The sequence below is a fragment of the Streptomyces sp. NPDC085866 genome (assembly GCF_044541035.1).
Lineage (GTDB): Bacteria > Actinomycetota > Actinomycetes > Streptomycetales > Streptomycetaceae > Streptomyces.
The window spans coordinates 330,150-348,904 of sequence record NZ_JBITSQ010000002.1; the positions used below are offsets into that span (position 1 = coordinate 330,150).

Annotated in this window: 19 protein-coding genes; 12 read left to right on the forward strand and 7 right to left on the reverse strand. The window is 70.4% G+C overall.

What is annotated here, in order from left to right; all coding sequences use genetic code 11:
• The first annotated feature begins 2 nt into the window (after positions 1-2).
• The gene (locus ACIF83_RS04910) at positions 3-800 is read left to right on the forward strand and encodes a maleylpyruvate isomerase family mycothiol-dependent enzyme (RefSeq protein WP_393477498.1); all 798 of its coding nucleotides are present in this window, start codon (positions 3-5) and stop codon (positions 798-800) included.
• 98 nt (positions 801-898) lie between these two features.
• Positions 899-1,768, forward strand: coding sequence for a helix-turn-helix domain-containing protein (locus ACIF83_RS04915; protein WP_399723469.1), 870 nt, complete (start codon positions 899-901; stop codon positions 1,766-1,768).
• A 32-nt stretch (positions 1,769-1,800) separates the two neighbouring features.
• On the opposite strand, the gene ACIF83_RS04920 is transcribed toward ACIF83_RS04915, so the two are convergent.
• From ACIF83_RS04920 to ACIF83_RS04940, 5 genes are read right to left on the reverse strand one after another with little or no spacing between them, the layout of a single operon-like run.
• Complete coding sequence (locus ACIF83_RS04920) at positions 1,801-2,991, reverse strand: thiolase family protein (protein ID WP_399723471.1); 1,191 nt, start codon at positions 2,989-2,991, stop codon at positions 1,801-1,803.
• Positions 2,988-3,641 carry a CoA transferase subunit B gene (locus ACIF83_RS04925; protein ID WP_399723473.1) on the reverse strand — a complete coding sequence of 218 codons (654 nt, stop codon included), beginning with the start codon at positions 3,639-3,641 and terminating at the stop codon, positions 2,988-2,990. The genes ACIF83_RS04920 and ACIF83_RS04925 overlap by 4 nt, the downstream gene beginning before the upstream one ends.
• Positions 3,638-4,396, reverse strand: a complete 759-nt coding sequence (locus tag ACIF83_RS04930) for a CoA transferase subunit A (RefSeq protein ID WP_393477491.1) — start codon at positions 4,394-4,396, stop codon at positions 3,638-3,640. The genes ACIF83_RS04925 and ACIF83_RS04930 overlap by 4 nt, the downstream gene beginning before the upstream one ends.
• Positions 4,397-4,407: 11 nt before the next feature.
• The gene (locus ACIF83_RS04935) at positions 4,408-6,180 is read right to left on the reverse strand and encodes an FAD-dependent oxidoreductase (protein ID WP_393477488.1); all 1,773 of its coding nucleotides are present in this window, start codon (positions 6,178-6,180) and stop codon (positions 4,408-4,410) included.
• A gap of 17 nt (positions 6,181-6,197) precedes the next feature.
• On the reverse strand, positions 6,198-8,126 hold the full coding sequence (locus tag ACIF83_RS04940) for a maleylacetate reductase and hydroxyquinol 1,2-dioxygenase domain-containing protein (RefSeq protein ID WP_399723475.1): 1,929 nt from the start codon (positions 8,124-8,126) through the stop codon (positions 6,198-6,200).
• Positions 8,127-8,514: 388 nt separating this feature from the next.
• On the opposite strand from ACIF83_RS04940, the gene ACIF83_RS04945 reads away from it, so the two are divergent.
• The gene (locus tag ACIF83_RS04945; RefSeq protein ID WP_399723477.1) at positions 8,515-9,063 is read left to right on the forward strand and encodes a CGNR zinc finger domain-containing protein; all 549 of its coding nucleotides are present in this window, start codon (positions 8,515-8,517) and stop codon (positions 9,061-9,063) included.
• Positions 9,064-9,119: 56 nt separating this feature from the next.
• Positions 9,120-9,599, forward strand: coding sequence for a hypothetical protein (locus ACIF83_RS04950; RefSeq protein WP_393477482.1), 480 nt, complete (start codon positions 9,120-9,122; stop codon positions 9,597-9,599).
• Between the two features lie 31 nt (positions 9,600-9,630).
• Here ACIF83_RS04950 and ACIF83_RS04955 read toward each other — a convergent pair whose 3' ends face one another.
• Positions 9,631-10,683, reverse strand: a complete 1,053-nt coding sequence (locus tag ACIF83_RS04955) for an alpha/beta fold hydrolase (RefSeq protein WP_399723479.1) — start codon at positions 10,681-10,683, stop codon at positions 9,631-9,633.
• A 221-nt stretch (positions 10,684-10,904) separates the two neighbouring features.
• Here ACIF83_RS04955 and ACIF83_RS04960 point away from each other — a divergent pair, with 221 nt between their 5' ends.
• The 8 genes from ACIF83_RS04960 (at position 10,905) to ACIF83_RS04995 (ending at position 17,774) form a co-directional block, all read left to right on the forward strand.
• Positions 10,905-11,105 carry a hypothetical protein gene (locus ACIF83_RS04960; protein WP_399723481.1) on the forward strand — a complete coding sequence of 67 codons (201 nt, stop codon included), beginning with the start codon at positions 10,905-10,907 and terminating at the stop codon, positions 11,103-11,105.
• 186 nt (positions 11,106-11,291) lie between these two features.
• A complete protein-coding gene (locus tag ACIF83_RS04965) occupies positions 11,292-11,738 on the forward strand; it encodes an organic hydroperoxide resistance protein (RefSeq protein ID WP_399723483.1) in 447 nt (148 codons plus the stop codon).
• A gap of 65 nt (positions 11,739-11,803) precedes the next feature.
• Positions 11,804-12,649: an alpha/beta fold hydrolase gene (locus tag ACIF83_RS04970; RefSeq protein ID WP_399723485.1), complete on the forward strand. Its 846-nt coding sequence runs from the start codon at positions 11,804-11,806 to the stop codon at positions 12,647-12,649.
• A gap of 366 nt (positions 12,650-13,015) precedes the next feature.
• Positions 13,016-14,101: an S-(hydroxymethyl)mycothiol dehydrogenase gene (locus tag ACIF83_RS04975; protein ID WP_399723487.1), complete on the forward strand. Its 1,086-nt coding sequence runs from the start codon at positions 13,016-13,018 to the stop codon at positions 14,099-14,101.
• Positions 14,098-14,733 (forward strand): MBL fold metallo-hydrolase, encoded by a 636-nt coding sequence (locus ACIF83_RS04980; RefSeq protein ID WP_399723489.1) that lies wholly within the window; start codon positions 14,098-14,100, stop codon positions 14,731-14,733. The genes ACIF83_RS04975 and ACIF83_RS04980 overlap by 4 nt, the downstream gene beginning before the upstream one ends.
• Before the next feature lie 254 nt (positions 14,734-14,987).
• Positions 14,988-15,350 (forward strand): bifunctional 3-phenylpropionate/cinnamic acid dioxygenase ferredoxin subunit, encoded by a 363-nt coding sequence (locus ACIF83_RS04985; protein ID WP_393477470.1) that lies wholly within the window; start codon positions 14,988-14,990, stop codon positions 15,348-15,350.
• Complete coding sequence (locus ACIF83_RS04990; protein ID WP_398138050.1) at positions 15,347-16,510, forward strand: NAD(P)/FAD-dependent oxidoreductase; 1,164 nt, start codon at positions 15,347-15,349, stop codon at positions 16,508-16,510. The genes ACIF83_RS04985 and ACIF83_RS04990 overlap by 4 nt, the downstream gene beginning before the upstream one ends.
• A 130-nt stretch (positions 16,511-16,640) precedes the next feature.
• Positions 16,641-17,774 (forward strand): aromatic ring-hydroxylating dioxygenase subunit alpha, encoded by a 1,134-nt coding sequence (locus ACIF83_RS04995; RefSeq protein ID WP_398138051.1) that lies wholly within the window; start codon positions 16,641-16,643, stop codon positions 17,772-17,774.
• Between the two features lie 70 nt (positions 17,775-17,844).
• Here ACIF83_RS04995 and ACIF83_RS05000 read toward each other — a convergent pair whose 3' ends face one another.
• Positions 17,845-18,642 carry an IclR family transcriptional regulator gene (locus ACIF83_RS05000; RefSeq protein ID WP_393477463.1) on the reverse strand — a complete coding sequence of 266 codons (798 nt, stop codon included), beginning with the start codon at positions 18,640-18,642 and terminating at the stop codon, positions 17,845-17,847.
• Between the last annotated feature and the right edge of the window lie 113 nt (positions 18,643-18,755).

Consider the following 18,755-nt stretch of genomic DNA (forward strand, 5'->3'; position numbering starts at 1 on the left):
CGATGAAGACGTCTGACCACACCCGGCCCGCGTCCGGTTTCCCCTCGGTCGACCACCGCACGGCGGTCGCGGCGGAGACCGCCCGGTTCGTCGCCGCGGTCAAGGGAGCCGACCTGGCCACACCCGTGCCGAGCTGTCCCGGCTGGACGCTGGCCGACCTGGTCAAGCACACCGGCAGTGTCCAGCGCTGGTTCTCGGTCCTCTTGCGGGCGCGTGTCCAGGAACCACCGCGCACACGTGAAGTGGACCTTCGGCTCCCGGACCAGGAGGACGGGTACCCCGACTGGCTGACCGAGAGTGCGACCGTGGCCGCTGACGCCTTCGCGGCCACCGAACCGAACCTGCCGATGTGGGCCTGGGGCGCCGACCAGTACGCCCGGTTCTGGGCACGCCGGATGCTCTTCGAGACCCTGCTGCATCGGGCCGACGCCGAGCTCGCACTCGGACTGCGGCCCGTGATCGACCGCCCGGTCGCGGTCGACGGGATCGATGAGTTCCTCGTCAATCTGCCCTTCGCCGGCTTCTTCGCCCCCAAGGTGGCCAACCTGCGCGGCCCCGACAGGACCATCCGCTTCCGCGCGACCGACGGGGACGATGTCTGGGTCGTCCGGCTGCGGCCCGACGGCTTCGGTCTCGACACCTCCCACCCGGCCGCGGCCGCCGCTGACGCGACCGTCCAGGGGACCGCGGCCGACCTGCTCCTGCTCGTCTACGGCCGACTGCCCTACGAGGCGGAGGTCTTTGCCCACGAGGGCGACGAGCAGCTGCTGGCCCACTGGTTCGCCGACTCCGCCTTCTGAGAAAGCGCATCTGCCGATCTTCCGGTGCTGGTTCCTTCTCGCCGATCCGACACTTGGTTTACTCTTCAAGCATATGGGTGTCGTGAGGAGGTCCGGTCATGACGGAACTCGGTCTGGCGGACACGGTCGGCATGCTGCGGCAGGCCGGCGTGCGGACACGACACACCAGCTCAGGGCTCGGATGGGACCAGCTGTATCTCTCCGCGCAGGAGGAGCAGCCCTACCGCGCGGCGTTCGATCCGGCCCCCACCCACCTGCTGATCCTGCACCTCAATGGTCCCGTCACCGTACGACGGGGGCAGGGCGCGGACGGGCGGGCACGGACGATCCCGGCTGGTGGGTTCTTTCTGCAGCCGGCCGGCCGAGCTCTCGCCGTAGAGCTCGGCGGGCGGCTGGAGACGATCCACGCCTACCTCACGGACGACGCCCTGCGCGACGCGAACGGCGGGCGGCCCGTGGAGCTGTCCGAGGAGTTCGGGGCCAGTGATCCACTCGCCGAACAGCTCATGCTCGCGCTGGAGGGCGCGGTCCGCTCCTGGGAGCCGTCGGCCCGCACGTACACCGATCACCTGACCGGTATGCTCGCCGCCCAGCTCGCACGCCGCCACGGTGTCCGCGCGACCGCACCCCCGCCCGACCGGTCCGGGCTGTCCGACCGGCAGCTCGCCGCCGTCCGCGAACTCATGGAGCAGCGCCTCGCCGAACCGCTGCCGATCGCGGACCTCGCCGCCTCGGCCTCGCTGAGCCCGAGCCAGTTCACGCGGAGGTTCCGGGCGAGTACCGACCACTCGCCTCACCAGTTCCTGCTCAAGCTGCGGCTGGAGGCCGCGTGCCGGATGCTGCGCACCGGCTCAGCCCCGATCGCGGAGGTGGCTGCCGCCTGCGGCTTCTCCCACCAGGAGCATCTCACCCGGGTGATGCGTGCCCGGCTGGGCACCACCCCGGCCGCGCTGCGCCGCTCCGGCTGAAGAGGCCTCGGACAGCTTTTTGCATCCTCCTCTCAGCGCTCCAGCACCAGGGCCAGACCCTGGCCCACTCCGATGCACAGCGCCGCCAGTCCCGTGCCGGTGCCCGCGGCGGCCAGCTGGTGCGCGACCGCTCCGGTGATGCGGGCGCCCGACGCGCCCAGCGGGTGGCCGATGGCGATGGCGCCGCCGCGCGGGTTGACCACCTCGGGGTCGAGCTCCGGCAGCGCGGCCAGGCAGGCCAGCGCCTGTGCCGCGTAGGCCTCGTTCAGCTCGATCGTGTGCAGATCGCCGGGGGCGACCGCGGCCTTGGCCAGCACCTTGCGGATGGCGTCCACCGGGCCGAGTCCGAAGTACTGCGGCTCGATGCCCGTCACCGCCGCCGCCCGGACCCGGGCCAGGGGCTCGCGCCCGATCGCGGCGAGTCCGTCCTCGTCGGCGAGCAGCAGCGCGGCCGCCCCGTCGTTGAGCGGTGAGGCATTGCCGGCCGTGATCGTGCCGTCCGCGGTGAAGGCCGGCCTCAGCCGGGCGAGGGCCTCCAAGGAGGTGTCGTCCCGGATGCCTTCGTCACGGCTCAGGTCCACGCCCTCGACGGGGACGACCTCGCCCGCGTACCGGCCCTCGCGCCAGGCGCGAGCGGCGTTGCGGTGGCTGGCCAGGGCGAACGCGTCCTGGGCCGCCCGGGTGACGGCGTACTTGGCGCCGACGAGTTCCGCGCTCTCGCCGAGCGGGATCGACCACTCCGCGGGCATCCGCGGGTTCACCATCCGCCAGCCGAGCGTCGTCGAGTACAGCTGCTGATCCTTCGCCGGGAAGGCCCGCTCCGGCTTCGGCAGCACCCAGGGCGCGCGGCTCATGGACTCGACACCGCCCGTCACCGCGATGGAGGCGTCGCCGAGCGCGATGGCGCGGGCCGCCTGGATCACGGCCTCCATACCGGATCCGCACAGTCGGTTGACCGTGGCGCCGGGCACAGAGACCGGGAGTCCGGCAAGCAGGACGGCCATGCGGGCCACGTCGCGGTTCTCCTCGCCCGCGCCGTTGGCGTTGCCGAGCAGCACATCGTCGATGCGTCCGGGGTCCAGGCCGGGGCTGCGGTCGACCAGGGCGCGCAGCACACCGGCGGCCAGGTCGTCCGGGCGTACACCCGCCAAAGCACCGCCGTAACGGCCGACGGGGGTACGGACGGCGTCGACGACGTACACGTCACGCGGTTGCTCGATCATCGGTTGCTCCCAGCAGGTTTCTCACGAGGGATCGTCAGAGGCGTGTGGGCAGCGACCTGATCGGCCGTCACACCCGGTGCGGTCTCGACGAGTTGGAGCCCGTGAGGGGTCACGTCGAGGACGCACAGGTCGGTGATGACCCGGTCCACGCAGCCGCGGCCCGTCAGCGGCAGCGTGCACTCCCGGACGATCTTCGAGTCGCCGTCCTTCGTCAGGTGCTCCATGAGTACGACGACCCGGCCGGCGCCGTGGACGAGGTCCATGGCACCGCCCATCCCCTTGACCATCTTTCCGGGGACGGCCCAGTTGGCGAGGTCGCCGCGGACCGAGACCTGGAGCGCGCCCAGAACGGCGGTGTCGATGTGGCCGCCGCGGATCATGCCGAAGGACAGCGAGGAGTCGAAGAAGGACGCTCCAGGCCGTAGGGTCACGGTTTCCTTGCCCGCGTTGATGAGATCCGCGTCGACCTCGTCGGGCGACGGGTACGGCCCCACACCGAGCAGCCCGTTCTCCGAGTGCAGGACGACGTCGACGCCCGGTGGCAGGAAATCGGCCACGCGGGTGGGCAGCCCGATGCCCAGGTTGACGTAGTCGCCGTCCCTCAGTTCGCTCGCGGCGCGCGCCGCCATCTCGTCCCTGCTCCAGCTCATCGCTCGCGCACCGTCCTTTTCTCGATTCCCTTGTCGGCCGCCTGCTCGGGGGTCAGTGCCACGACTCGCTGCACGAACACGCCCGGCAGATGGATCTCGTCGGGGCCGAGGACGCCCGGCTCGACCAGCTCCTCCACCTCGGCGACGGTGATGCGCCCGGCCATGGCCGCCAGCGGATTGAAGTTGCGCGCCGCGCGGCGGAAGACGAGGTTGCCGTGGCGGTCCCCGCGCGCCGCCCTGACCAGCGCGTAGTCCGTGGTGATGGCGTGCTCCAGAATGTGGTCCACGCCGTCGAAGGTCCGCAGCTCCTTGGGCGGCGAGGCCACGGCGACCGAACCGTCGGCGGCATGGCGCCACGGCAGTCCGCCCTCGGCGACCTGTGTGCCGACGCCGGCGGGCGTGTAGAAGGCCGGGATCCCCGAGCCACCCGCCCGCAGCCGCTCGGCGAGCGTGCCCTGCGGCGTCAGCTCGACCTCCAGCTCGCCCGCGAGGTACTGGCGGGCGAACTCCTTGTTCTCGCCGATGTACGAGCCCGTCACCCGGGCGATGCGGCCCGCGGCCAGCAGGATGCCGAGGCCGCGGCCGTCGACGCCGCAATTGTTGGACACGACCCTCAGACCGCTCGCCCCGCTCTCGTACAGGGCACTGATGAGGACCTCGGGGACGCCGCTCAGCCCGAAGCCGCCGACGGCGAACGACCGTCCGTCCGCCACGTCCGCCAGGGCCGCCTCGGCCGTGGCCATCACCTTGTCCATCTCGTTCTCTCCTATCGGGCCAGCACCCGGCGCAGTGCGCCGAGCAGCTCGTCCTGGGCCGACTGTGCGCTTGCGGGGGCGGTGGCGCGGCGCCAGGCGACGTGGCCGTCCGGGCGCACCAGCAGCACGCCGTCCTCGGCGATCTCGCTGACCCGGCTCCACTCGCCGTACGCGTCACGGGAGCCGTCGTCCCCGATGCGCACCACCCGCAGCGGGATGCCGAGGTCCGCCCGGCACGCGGTCGCGGCCGTGTCCCAGACGCCGCCCGACAGGCCGGTCAGCACGGTGAAGGTGCCGTCGCCGACGACGTCCAGCGTGGAAAGACGCTCGCCCTGGGCGTCGACGAGCCATGCGTGCGGCAGTTTCGCGCCGGGCCGTGTGGTCGGCTCGGCCACCAACTCCCGGTCCTGCTCCCAGACTTCGGCAGGGGCGTCGTCGGGAAGCACCGCGCAGGAGACGTAGCGCTGATTCATCTCGACGCCGTGCGCGTTGAACTCGTAGTTCTTGAGTTGGATCGCCTCTTCGAGCAGGCGTCGCTTCTTGGCGCCCTCGGGCGTCGGCGCGCCGATCGCCGTGAGTCCCTCGGCGATGGCCTCACGGTCGCTGCCACCGCCGATGCCGAGCACCTCGAAGATCGGGCCGAACTGGTCGCGGCTGAGGTTGGCCCGTTCGACGATCTGCCGCCCGACGGGGGCCCGTTCGGCGGAGTAGCTGTCGAGCAGCTCGGGGCCGGCCTCGCCACGGATCACCATGGCGAGCTTCCAGGCCAGGTTGTAGGAGTCCTGTACGGAGGTGTTGGAGCCGAGTCCGTTGGACGGCGGATGACGGTGCACCGCGTCGCCCGCGCAGAAGACCCTCCCGGACGAATACGCCGAGGCATGGCTGTGGTTGACGGTCCACAGCGAGGTGGACGTGATCTCCACCGGCAGGCCGGGGTCCCCGACGAGGTCGCGCACGATCTGTCGCGCCGACTCCTCGTCCACCTCCGGCGGCGGCTGCTCGATGTCGTATCCCCACACCAGCAGCCATTCGTTCCACGGACGGACCATGCGGACCAGGCCCATGCCGATGCCGCCGGTCTCCGCCCCGGGCTGCAGCACCCAGTACAGGACGCTCGGCCGGTGGGCGCAGTACCGGGTGAGGTCGGCCTTGAAGACGATGTTCATGCTGCCGGCCTTGGCCATACGGCCGTCGAAGGGGAGGCCGAGCTGCTCGGCGACCGTGCTGCGCCCGCCGTCCGCGCCGATCAGGTAGCGGGCCCGTACGGTGAACTCGTCGCCGCGGACGCGGTCGCGCAGCAGCGCGGTGACGCCGTTCTCGTCCTGGGTGAAGCTGAGGAACTCGGTGTCGAAGCGCACCTTGGCGCCGCGGGCCGCCGCGTTGTTCACCAGGATCGGCTCCAGGTAGGTCTGCGGCAGGTCGATCATCTCGCAGGGGCTCTTCGCCGCGTACTCGCCGGCCGTCGCCGGCCCCGTGCCCCAGCTGCGGATGCGGCCGATCTCCTGCCCGGTCAGCGCGGTGCACAGCACCGTGTCGCCCATGAGGTGGGACGGGCTGCCGACGGCCAGCGCCTCGGATTCCACTCCGAGGTCGCGCAGGACCTCCATGGTGCGCTGGTTGGTGATGTGGGCCCGGGGCGTGTTGGCCAGCCAGCCGTACTTCGTCACCAGCAGGGTGCGGATGCCGTAGGTGGCCAGCAACAGCGCGGCAGAACCCCCGGCGGGGCCGCTGCCGACGACGAGGACGTCGGTGTCGTACGTGTCGTGCGCATCGGTGGTGGTCATGGGTGGGCGCTCCTCGGTCATCCGGCCAGGGGGGCGAGGCGGAAGGTGTATGAGAGCCGGCGCCACTCGCCGTCGACCCGGCGGCCGTCGGGGGTGGGGCCGGTCTGCGGCGCGAAGTCGACGACGAGCTCGTCCTTGACGCCGAAGACCGTGTCGCTGTCCAGGTAGGCCCCGCCCGACACGAACAGCTGGGTGACGAGCCGGCGGTGGCCCGGCGCGTCGAACATGAAGTGGAGGTGCGGCGCCCGGAAGGGATGGCGCCCGACCGCCGCGAGCATCTGCCCCACCGGCCCGTCCTCGGGGATCGGGTACTCCGAGGGCAGGATCGACCAGAACGTGATCCGTCCCTCGGCGTCGGTGCGCAGCCGGCCACGCAGGACCGGCCCCTCCAGGTCCGGCAGCTGGACGTCGTAGAAACCGTCCTCGTTGGACTGCCACACGTCCACGACCGCGTCCTTGACCGGTTCACCTTCGGTGTTCGTGACCCGCACGTCCACCCAGAGCGGGGTGCCGGGCAGCCCTCCGGAGATGTCGCCGCCGTGCGGGGTGTCGGGCGGGCCCGCCAGGTAGAAGGGACCGAGCACGGCGGACGGAGTGGTCAGGGGCGTACGGGAGTTGGTGAGCAGATCCACGGCACTGGAGACACCGAGCGTGTCCGACAGCAGCACGAACTCCTGCCGGGTCAGGCTGCAGCTCTCGCCGGTGCGGGTGAGGAAGTCGACGGCGTACTGCCATTCCGCATCGGTGACGTCGTTGGCCGCGACGAAGGTGTGCAGATGCCGGACCAGGTCGCTCAGCAAGGTGCGCACGCGCGGGTCGGGCGCCTGCGCGAAGCTGGCCACGACCTGTTCCGTGAGACGGGACAGCTCGGCCTCGGTGGTGGGGGGACCTTCGGGGCGGCGCCCGTGCCAGGCGCCGGCCAACAGCTCCGCGATGCCCTCGGTGGTCAGCTCGCGCGGGTTCGGGTACGGCGTCGACGTGGCCAGCTCGGCCGCGCGGGCCAGGCCGGGCTCCGGCATGCCGAGGTCGCGCAGGGAGGTGGGGCCGCCCAGGGAGGCGACCAGGTCGTACACACCGCCGGGGGCGTCGGGCACGCCCAGGGCGTCGGCGATGCGGCGCATCACGCCGGGCACCGCGGGCGCGTTGTAGGCCATGGCGTGTGGCAGTACGACGGTGTGCGTCGCGGCGTGCGGCAGATCGAAGCTGCCGCCCAGGGTGTGGCACAGCTTGTGGTGCAGGCCCATACCCACCGTGGCGAGGCAGGTCCCCGCGAGCCAGGCGGCGCGCAGCAGGTCGGCGCGCGCCTCCAGGTCGGCCGGGTCGGCGGCGAGCCGGGGCAGCGCCCGGGCGATGCGCGAGATCGCGTCGAGGGCCTGTTGGTCGGTGACCGGGTTCGCCTCGCCGGAGTACAGGGCCTCGACGGCGTGGGCGAGCGCGTTGACGCTGCTCGTGACCGTCAGGGACAGCGGCAGGGTGAGGGTGAAGTCGACGTCGTAGACGACGGTCTCGGGCAGGATCTCCGGAGAGGACCTGGTGACCTTGCGTCCGTCCCGGGTCTCGCCGAGGACGGGGGTCACCTCGGAGCCGGCGTACGTGGTCGGCAGGATCACCTGCGGCAGTCCCGTGCGCAGGGCCAGTGCCTTCGACAGACCCGTCGTCGAACCGCCCCCGACGGCGACGATGCCGTCCACGGACGACCTCTCGAGCAGGTCGAGAGCCTGCTCGGTCACCTCCACCGGGGTGTGCATGGCCGCGGCGTCGAACTCCGCCGCCAGGAGGGTGCCGAGCGCCTGGCGAACCCGCGCCGAGGCTGCCGCGAGGGGCCCGCTCGACAGCAGCAGCACCCGGGAGCAGCCGAGCCGCTCGACCTCCTCGGCGAGGCGGCCGACCGTGCCGGCACCGAAGACCACCCGTGAGGGGTGAGATGTGTAGACGAACGTCCGCATGGAACTCTGCCTCCGCGTGTCATCCGGTCGCATCGGTCTCTTGAGTCACCGAGTATGCGAAGGACATCCGCGTGAATTCCTGCACGATCCGCGCGCCCCACTGCACGAAACACGCGTCTGTGTGATGCGGCGGCGGCCGTCACATCGCTCGAGCAACAGGACGAAGACCGCTGCGCGGAGTCGGAATGAGGAGAAGCCGGACCCAGCGGAAATGCGCCGAAAGAGCGTCGATCCTCGGCTGAAGAACGGGCGTTGCGGATGCGCCTGCCACCGTTCACGCGGCCGTCGAGTGCGCCCGGGTGTCCGGCTGTCCGACGCGGGTGACTCAGGGAGGGGTTCTCACGGGAAGCGTGTTGCGCATCCGTGAGTCACCCGTCAGTATGGTTACGTGAACCATGCTTTCCCCTGCGGGACGCTTCCTCTGGACTTCGTCGGCACGCTGCGCGCGCGACGCACCGCCGAGCCGATGGAGAAGCTCGCCTCCCCCGAGCTGCTCGACGACTGGTTCCTGGAGTCGGGGATGCTCGATCTGGCGCCCGGGGCGAGCGAGGCCGACCTCGCCATCGCCCTGGAGTTGCGTGAGGCGATCTACGCGCTGGTCGCGGCCCGGATCGAGCGGCGGCCACTGCCGGCCGAGGCGGTCGCCGAGGTGAACCTGCAGGCGGCCGGTCTGCCCGTGACGGTACGGCTCGGTCCCGACGGTGCGACCCGTACCGGCACGGCTGTCCAGGGACTTGCCGCCCTCGCCCGTGAGGCCGTCGAGATCGTCGGGGGTGACGAGGCGGCGCTGTTGCGCGAGTGCGCCCGTCCCGAGTGCACCCAGGTCTACCTCGATCGCTCACGAGGCCACCGACGGGACTGGTGCGCCATGCGGACGTGCGGCAACAGGGTCAAGGCCGCCGCCTACCGGGCCCGCCAGCACGGAGGGAAGAGCTGACGTCGCGTAGGTGCGATGCGCAGCGTCATCTGGCACTCACTGGGGAGTGAACGGTTGTGACCAGCCGATCAGCCGCCTCGCTCCGAGCGCGGTACGTCGAACAAGCCGTGTCGGATCTGGCGGAGAACCGCCGCCGACAGCGTGAACTGGCACAGAAGATCAAGATGTTGGAGCAGGAGGAAGCCCTCCTGATGGACATCCTGACGCTCGCCGAACGGTATGAAGAGGCGAATCCTGCTCCCCTTCCCGAGCAGGTGCAGCAGCGACCCGTCACCACCCGGGCGAAGGCCGCCGAGAGGGGGAAGTCGCGGCAGCCTCTGCTCGGAGATGCCCTGATCGAACTGCTCGATACCCATGACGAGCCGCGGTCGGCAAAGGATCTGCGTGAAGAGCTGATGGAGCGGCACCCGGACCGCTCGCCCACCCCGCAGGTCGTGCGCAACACCCTCGAATCGCTCGTCGCGAAGGGGCGGATCCGGCGCCACAAGCGGGAGCGCTCGGTGTCGTACGCGCTCGTGGGGCGCGCGACGAGCTGACTTCTGTCGCGGCGGAGTCGAGTTCACTCCCTCACAGGCGGTCCGCGTCGACCACGGCCTGGGCGAACGCCGTGGGCGCCTCCTGCGGCAGGTTGTGGCCGATGCCGGTCAGCGTCCGGTGCTCGTACGTGCCGGTGAACTTGTCGCGGTACAGGGAACCGTCACCGGGCAGCGTGAAGGGGTCCTTCTCGGGGTCGAGGGTGATGGTCGGCACCGCGATGGACGGTGCCGTGGCCAGCTTCTCCTCGTAGCGGTCGTAACGGTGTTCGCCGTCGGCCACGCTGAGCCGCCAGCGGTAGTTGTGGATGACGATCGCCGCGTAGTCCGGGTTGTCGAAGGCGGCCGCGGTGCGCGCGAAGGTGGCGTCGTCGAAGTTCCAGGTCGGGGAGACGAGGTCCCAGACGAGCCGGGTCAGCCGGAGGCGGTGGTCGTGGTCCTCCATGGCCTTCCTGCCGCGCTCGGTGGCGAAGTAGAACTGGTACCACCAGGTGTGCTCAGCGGCCGCCGGGAGCGGTTCGAGCTGGGCCTTGCGGTCGGTGATGAGGTAACCGCTCACCGACACCAGGGCCTTGACGCGCTCGGGCCACAGTGCCGCGAGGATGTCACCGGTCCGCGAGCCCCAGTCGAAGCCGGCGATCACCGCCTTGTGGATCTTGAGAGCGTCCATCAGCGCGATGATGTCCAGGGCGATCGCCGACTGCTGCCCGTTGCGGAAGGTGCGGGAGGACAGGAACCGCGTCGTGCCGTGACCGCGGAGATAGGGGACGATCACGCGGTAGCCCTCGGCCGCCAGCAGGGGAGCGACATCGACGTAGCTGTGGATGTCGTAGGGCCAGCCGTGCAGGCAGATGACGACCGGGCCGTGGGCGGGGCCCAGCTCGGCGTAGCCGACGTTCAGCAGACCGGCCTTGACCTGCTTCAGTGAGGGGAATGCGGTGTGAGTGCCCGGGGTGTCCGGGGTGCCCGCATCGATGCCCGAGGAGGCCGGGGTGGCGCTCGAAACACCCTGCAGACCGGCCGGCGAGACGGCGGTCGCTCCCGTGCCCAGACCCATCGCCTTGGTGAAGGTGCGCCTGTCGATCATGTGAAGCCTCCCGTGTTGTTGGACCAAGTGCCGCACGGATGACGCGAGTTTGCGTGCAGGGTGACACTGACACAGAGTGCGTCACTAGTCAAAGAGGTTACGGATTGAATCAAGTAACCCATTGGAATGGTGACGCGTCTTGCGGTTGCGTTCGTCACCTGTCAAGGTGGTTACTCGATGCAGGGTGTGACCCTGGGCGGCATGAAGAAGTGGAGTTCGGCATGGGCAAGGCAACGGAACCGATGACGGACCCCGCCGCTGCGGCACGGCACGCGCGGTACGGAAGGCTTCCTGAGCGCATCCGCTTCGAGGACATGACCGAAGAGGCGGAAGCCGGCCGGAGCGGCGGGGTGACGGCCGCGTACGACCCCGAGGGCTCGTGGAACTACTACTCGTGTCTGGCCCTGGACCTGGGGCTGTAGGAGTCGAGTCGGATCTCACGGCCCTGTCGTCGCCTACAAAGGGCCAGGGCGACCCGGCCGACGCCGACAGCTTCCGCTGCGTCCCGCCACACCGGCACTGACCGGAATCCCGGAATCCCGGAATCAAGCGTCTCGACCACATCCGGCACATCCCGATACCTCACGACCCTGGATGGAGGACCTGTCATGGCAGTCAGCTACACGGCCGTCGTCAACGTCACCGGAGAGGGCCGCAACGGCGGCACCGTCCGCTCTCAGGACGGCCTCCTGGACCACACCTTGTCCATACCCAAGGAGCTCGGCGGCGCGGGCGACGCCACCAACCCGGAACAGCTCTTCGCCGCCGGCTGGGCAGCCTGCTTCCTCGGTGCCCTGCGCCGCGCCGCCGCCACCCGCGGGATCAAGCTCACCAGCACCGACATCACCTCCGAGATCACGCTCACGCACGACGACGACGGCGAGTTCACCCTCTCCGCCACGCTCAACCCCACCCTCGGTGGCGTCGACGAGCACACCGCCCGGGAACTGGCCGAGGCCGCCCACCAGATCTGCCCCTACTCCAAGGCCACCCGCGGCAACATCCCCGTCACCGTCAACGTGGCCACGACATCGTCCAAGGACGACTCGCGGTGAACGTGGAGAAGCGTTTTCACACAGCACAGTCCGAACGGTCCGAAGCTTCCGGAGGGCGATTTCTCGTGGTCGGTACGAAGGGTGTGCGCGGGTGGCGGTTCGCGAGGGCTGCCGCAGCGACGGTCATGGCGGGTGCCGCGGTCGGTGCGTTCGCCGTCTCCGCGAACGGAGCGTCCCGGCCGGCCGCGGCGGATCGGCAGGCCAGGCCGACCATAGTCCTGGAACACGGCGCCTTCGCCGACGGCTCCAGCTGGAACGGCGTGATCGAAAGGCTGCACGCCGACGGCTATCCGGTCGTCGCTGCGGCCGACCCGCTGCGCGGTCCGCACAGCGACGCCGCGTCCCTGCGCAGCGTCCTCGACCACGTCAAGGGCCCCGAGATCCTCGTCGGCCACTCCTACGGCGGCTCTGTCATCAGCCAGGCCGCCGCCGACGACCCGCAGGTCAAGGCACTGGTCGTCGTCGCGGGCTTCCTCCCGGCTCCCGGCGAGAGCGCCCTCGCTCTGACGAACAAGTACCCCGGCTCCACTCTCCCCGACGCCCTCGATCCGGTGCCCCGCACCGACGCCGACGGCACCACCGTGACCGACCTCTACATCCGTCAGGACAAGTTCCGTCACCAGTTCGCCGCCGACGTCCCCGCGGACCGGGCCGCCCTCATGGCCGCCGCCCAGCGGCCCATCGCCCAGGCCGCGCTGGAGGAGACGGCCACCGCCGCCGCCTGGAAGAACAAGCCCACCTGGGACGTCGTCACCACCCAGGACCTCAACATCCCCGCCGCCGTACAACGCTTCATGGCCCGGCGCGCCCACGCCCACACCATCGAGGTCGCCGCCTCGCACTCCGTGGCCGTCTCGCGTCCCCGCCTTGTCGCGGATGTCATCGAGAAGGCGGCACGAGCCACCCGCTGAGGCCGTCTCCGCCGACCGACCCGGTTGCGCCGCCCGCCCCCCTCGGCGGGCGGCGCAACCGGCTGGGCCGTAAGCCCGTTGCCCAGGCCCTTGAGCCGGCCGCTCGGCGCACTCACGCGCCCGGACCGTCGAGGCGCCAGGCAGTCAGGTCCAAGTGCCGGCTCCTCGCCGCCTGCCTTCACCACGCGGCGGTTCGAGGCGACGCCGGACAGAAAGCGCCGGGCGCCGCCCTCTTGTCGCAGGTCTGCGTGTACCGCCTGACAGATCCTTGACCGCTGCTTCGGCCTCCGCGATGCTGTGTTGCGAAACACGAGATGTGTACCGCATTAGGCAACGTCTCGTCCCTCTGTCAGCCGAGGAGTGGCCATGTCTCAGCAGGTCCGAGCGGTCGTCGCGCGGAGCAAGGGCGCCCCTGTCAGTCTGGAAACGATCGTCGTGCCCGACCCCGGCCCGGGTGAGGCAGTGGTCAAGATCGAGGCCTGCGGCGTCTGCCACACCGATCTGCACTATCGCGAGGGCGGCATCAGCGACGAGTTCCCGTTCCTGCTGGGGCACGAGGCGGCGGGGGTGGTCGAGGCCGTCGGTGAGGGGGTCACCGACGTGGCACCCGGTGACTTCGTGATCCTGAACTGGCGTGCCGTGTGCGGGCAGTGCCGGGCCTGTCTGCGCGGGCGGCCCTGGTACTGCTTCAACACGCACAACGCGAAGCAGAAGATGACCCTGACCGACGGCACGGAGCTGTCGCCCGCGCTGGGGATCGGCGCCTTCGCCGAGAAGACGCTCGTGGCGGCCGGGCAGTGCACCAAGGTGGACCGGGCCGCGTCGGCGGCCGCCGCCGGACTGCTGGGCTGCGGGGTGATGGCGGGCATCGGCGCGGCCATCAACACCGGCAGCGTCGGGCGCGGTGACACCGTGGCGGTCATCGGCTGCGGCGGCGTGGGGGACGCGGCGATCGTCGGGGCCAAGCTCGCGGGCGCGGCGAAGGTCATCGCCGTCGACATCGACGATCGCAAGCTGGCCACGGCCGCGAAGCTGGGCGCGACCCACACGGTCAACTCCAAGGAGACCGACGCGGTCGACGCGGTGCGGGAGCTGACCGGGGGCTTCGGTGCCGACGTGGTCATCGAGGCGGTGGGCCGTCCGGAGACCTACCGGCAGGCCTTCTACGCTCGCGATCTCGCCGGGACCGTGGTGCTGGTCGGTGTGCCGACCCCGGAGATGAAGCTGGAGCTGCCGCTGCTGGACGTCTTCGGCCGGGGCGGGGCGCTGAAGTCCTCGTGGTACGGGGACTGCCTGCCCTCCCGTGACTTCCCGATGCTCATCGACCTCTATCTGCAGGGCCGTCTCGACCTGGACGCCTTCGTCACCGAGACCATCGCCCTGGACGAGGTCGAGAAGGCCTTCGAGCGCATGCACCACGGTGACGTCCTGCGCTCGGTGGTGGTCCTGTGACGAGCGGCGCCCGCATCGAACACCTCGTCACCTCGGGGACGTTCTCGCTGGACGGGGGCACCTGGGACGTCGACAACAACGTGTGGATCGTGGGGGACGACGACGAGGCGCTCGTCATCGACGCCGCCCATGACGCCGACGCGATCGTCCGGGCCCTCGGCGGACGCACCCTGCGGGCGATCGTGTGCACCCATGCCCACAACGACCACATCGACGCCGCGCCCGAACTCGCCGACCGGACCGGCGCCCCGATCCTGCTGCACACCGACGATCTGCCGCTGTGGAAACAGACCCATCCCGACCGGCTGCCCGACGGCGAACTGACCGACGGGCAGCGCATCCCGGTCGCCGGTACCGAGCTCACGGTGCTGCACACCCCGGGCCATGCCCCCGGAGCCGTCTGTCTGCACGCCCCGGACCTCTCCGCGCTCTTCAGCGGCGACACGCTGTTCGCCGGCGGGCCGGGGGCGACGGGACGGTCGTACAGCGACTTCCCCACCATCGTCACCTCGATCAGGGACCGGCTCCTCGGTCTGCCGGAGGGCACCGTCGTGCACACCGGCCACGGGGAGACCACCACCGTCGGCGCCGAGGCGCCGCATCTCCAGGAGTGGATCGACCGCGGTTTCTGACCGCGTCGGCGGAGAAGCGGCCCTGACCCGGTAACGGACCTCGTGGACGGCACCGGGTCAGGGCCGTCGTCGTACCGGACGAGGTCTTGTCCCCCTTGTTCACCTGCGCTTTCGAGGTCGCTTCGGCGTGCCTCGAAGACCGTCGCCGCACCGTGCGCAACCCGGCCCGTGGACGCCTTGACAACGCTTCAGAACGGCCCGCAGACTGGCGTTGCGTCAATCGCAATCCGTTTCGTTATACGCACCGAGGTGTCATGATGATTCCCGCGTGCCGTCTCGCGGATCTGCCGCGAGGCGAGGCCCAACGGCTCGACATCGACCCGCCCGTGTCGGTGTTCCACACCGACGACGGCGAGCTCTTCGCCATCGACGACACCTGCACCCACCAGGACGCCTCGCTCGCCGACGGCTGGCTGGAGGGCTGCGAGGTCGAATGCCCCTTGCACGCCTCGAAGTTCGACCTGAGGACCGGAGCCGTGGACGCACCCCCGGCCAAGCTCCCGGTCCGCACCCACGAGGTCGTCGTCGAGGACGGGACGGTCTACGTCCGGCTGTCCACGGACGCACCCAATCTGCCGCCGTGCGTCGCCTCCCGCCTCGCCGGAGGCCCCGCGTGAGGACCGTCGCCGTGGTGGGCGCGTCGCTGGCCGGTCTGTCGGCCGCGCGCTCACTGCGGCAGCGCGGGTACGACGGCCGGCTCGTCGTCATCGGTGACGAGCCCCACCGCCCCTACGACAGGCCACCGCTGTCCAAGGAGTTCCTCGCCGGTGCCGTCGGCGAGGCGGACCTGGCACTGGAGCGGGACGACGAGGAACTCCGGGCGGAATGGGTGCTCGGGGTCCGCGCCACCGGGCTCGACCGCACCGAGCGGGCGATCCGGCTCGCCGACGGCCGGGAGATCCGCGCCGACGGCGTGGTCATCGCGACCGGAGCCGCCGCCCGCACCCTGCCCGGCACCGAGGGACTTGCCGGGGTCCACGTGCTGCGCACCGTCGACGACGCCCGCGCCCTGCGGGACGACCTCGCCCGCGGCGGACGGCTGGTGGTGATCGGCGGCGGGTTCATCGGTGCCGAGGTGGCCTCCACGGCGTACGCCCTCGGCCTCGACGTGACCGTGATCGAGGCGGCGCCGACGCCGCTGGCCGGACCGCTCGGCGAGGCGATGGGCCGGGTCGTCTCGGCCCTCCATGCCGACCACGGCGTACGGCTGCTGTGCGGGGTCGGGGTGAAGGGGCTGAGCGGGGAGCGCAGGGTCGATGCCGTACTGCTGGAGGACGGTCGCTCCGTTCCCGCCGACACGGTCGTCGTCGGTGTCGGCGCGCGTCCCTGCGTCGAGTGGCTCCAGGGGTCCGGTGTCGCGCTCGACAACGGCGTGAAGTGCGGCGCCGACGGGCGCACCAGTGTTGCCGGGGTGGTCGCCGTGGGCGACTGCGCCAACTGGTACGACCCGCACACCGGAATGCACCGCAGGGTCGAGCACTGGACCGGCGCGCTGGAACGGCCCGACGCGGCCGTGGCCACGCTGCTCGCGCACGGTGCCACGGAACCGGGTGTGCCACGGCCGCCGTACTTCTGGTCCGACCAGTACGGCGTGAAGATCCAGTTCGTCGGCCACGCCGCCGGGGCCGACAGCGTGACGGTCGAGGAGGGCTCGGCCGACGACCGCAGCTTCCTGGCCGTCTACCGGCGGGCGGGCCGGCCGGTCGCCGCGCTCGGGATGAACCAGCCGCGGCTGTTCACCCGCTGGCGCAAGCAGTTCACCGCCACGGCATCTTGACACCGCGCCGGCGGCCTCTCATGCTGCGTTGCACATAACGCGCCGCATTGCATTATGTGCAACTTTGTATGAAGTCGCTCTTCCCGGCACGTGACTGAACCTTCCACGACGTTTCCCGAGGAGTGCAGCGTTGACCTCGACAAACCTGCCGGACAGCCTCATCGCCACCCTTCCCGGCTCCGCCTACACGGACCCCGAAATCTTCGCCCAGGAGCAGGAGCGCATCTTCGAGACGATGTGGTTCTGTGTCGCCCGCGCCGCGGACCTGCCGAAGCCCGGCGCCTTCCGTACCGTCGACGTGGGCCGCGAGAGCATCCTCGTCACCCGGGCCCGGGACCACTCGATCCGTGCCTATTTCAACGTCTGCCGGCACCGCGGAGCCAAGCTCTGCACCGAGGATTCCGGCGAGGTCAAGCGGGCCTTCCAATGTCCGTACCACGCCTGGACCTACGGCCTGGACGGCAAGCTGGTCGCGGCTCCCAACCTCACCAAGATGCCCGACATCGGCCGCACCGAGTACGGCCTGGTGAGTGTGGCCGTGCGCGAATGGCTCGGCTACGTCTGGGTGTGCCTCGCGGAGGATCCGCCCTCCTTCGAGGAGGACGTGGTCGGGGCCGTGGTCGAGCGGCTGGGCGACGTCGAGTCGATCGAGCGCTACGACATCGACAACCTCGCGGTGGGCAGGCGGATCGTCTACGACGTCAAGGCGAACTGGAAGCTCATCATCGAGAACTTCATGGAGTGCTACCACTGCGCCACGATCCATCCCGAACTCACCGAGGTGCTGCCCGAGTTCGCCGACGGCTACGCCGCCCAGTACTACGTCGGTCACGGCGCCGAGTTCGGCGAGGACGTCCAGGGATTCACCGTCGACGGCACCGAGGGGCTGGACCGCATCCCGGGAGTCTCCGAGGACCAGGACCGCCGGTACTACGCGATCACCGTCAAGCCGCAGGTGTTCATCAACCTGGTGCCCGACCACGTGATCTTCCATCGGATGTATCCGGTCGCCGTCGACCGCACCGTCGTCGAGTGCGACTGGCTCTATCTCCCGCACGTGGTGGAGAGCGGCAAGGACGTCGGCCGGTCCGTGGAACTCTTCGACCGGGTCAACCGCCAGGACTTCGACGCCTGCGAGCGCACCCAGCCGGGCATGAGCTCGCGGCTGTACGCCAAGGGCGGTGTGCTGGTGCCCAGTGAGCACCACATCGGCGCCTTCCACGACTGGGTGCACGAGCGGCTCGGTACTCGGCAGCCGGAGTGACGCGGAGGGGGAGTGCCCGTGGCCCGCGCGGGGGCGAACGCGGGCCGTACGGCGGTCGTACTGTGTGCGCTCAGCCCAGGTACCCCATGCGATGGCTGATCTCCTCCGCGCCCTTCACCAGCAGCGGAGCCAGCTCGTGCATGCGCTCCTCGGTGAACCGGTACGACGGCCCGGAGGCGCTGATGGACGCGATGACCTGGCCTTCCCGGTCCCGGATCGGCGCGGCCATGGCGTGCAGCCCGATCTCCAGTTCCTCCAGAGTCCAGGCGTAACCGCGCTCCCGGGCCTCGGCGAGGTTCTTCTCCAGCTTCGCCTTCGAGGAGATCGTGTGCGGGGTCAGCTTCTTCAGGCCGGACTCCGTGATCAGCGCGGCGCGGTCCTGGGCCGGCAGATGCGCCAGCATGATCTTGCCGCTGGAGGTGGCGTGCAGGGGGGTCAGCTGGCCGACCCAGTTGTGCGCGGTGACGGCGGACTGGCCGCGCACCTGGTAGAGGTTGATCGCGTAGTGCTCCTGCATCACCGCGATGTTGACCGTCTCGCCGATCTCCTCGGCCAGGCGCTCGCACACCGGACGGCTCTGCTGGGTGATGTCGATGCGTCCCGTCACGGCGCCGGCCAGGCGTACGATGCCGAAGCCGAGCCGGTACTTGCCGCGCTCGCCCGACTGCTCGACGAGACCGCGCGCCTCCAGGGCGCCGAGCAGGCGGAACGCGGTCGACTTGTGAACATCGATCTCGGCGGCCACCTCGCTCACGCCCGCCTCGCCGCGCTGGGCGAGGATCTCCAGGACGCTGATGGCCCGGTCGACGGACTGCACGCCGCCGGACGGTGAACCGTTCGTTTCGGTATCCGGACTGTAGTTGCTCATAGCGGAACTATACGCGTAGTAAACAACACACTTGCAAGTAACGCGGTGTGAACAAAGTTCTTACAAGTTGCGTTGTTCGCAACCTAGTGCGCATAGCGATACTCGTACTAGCA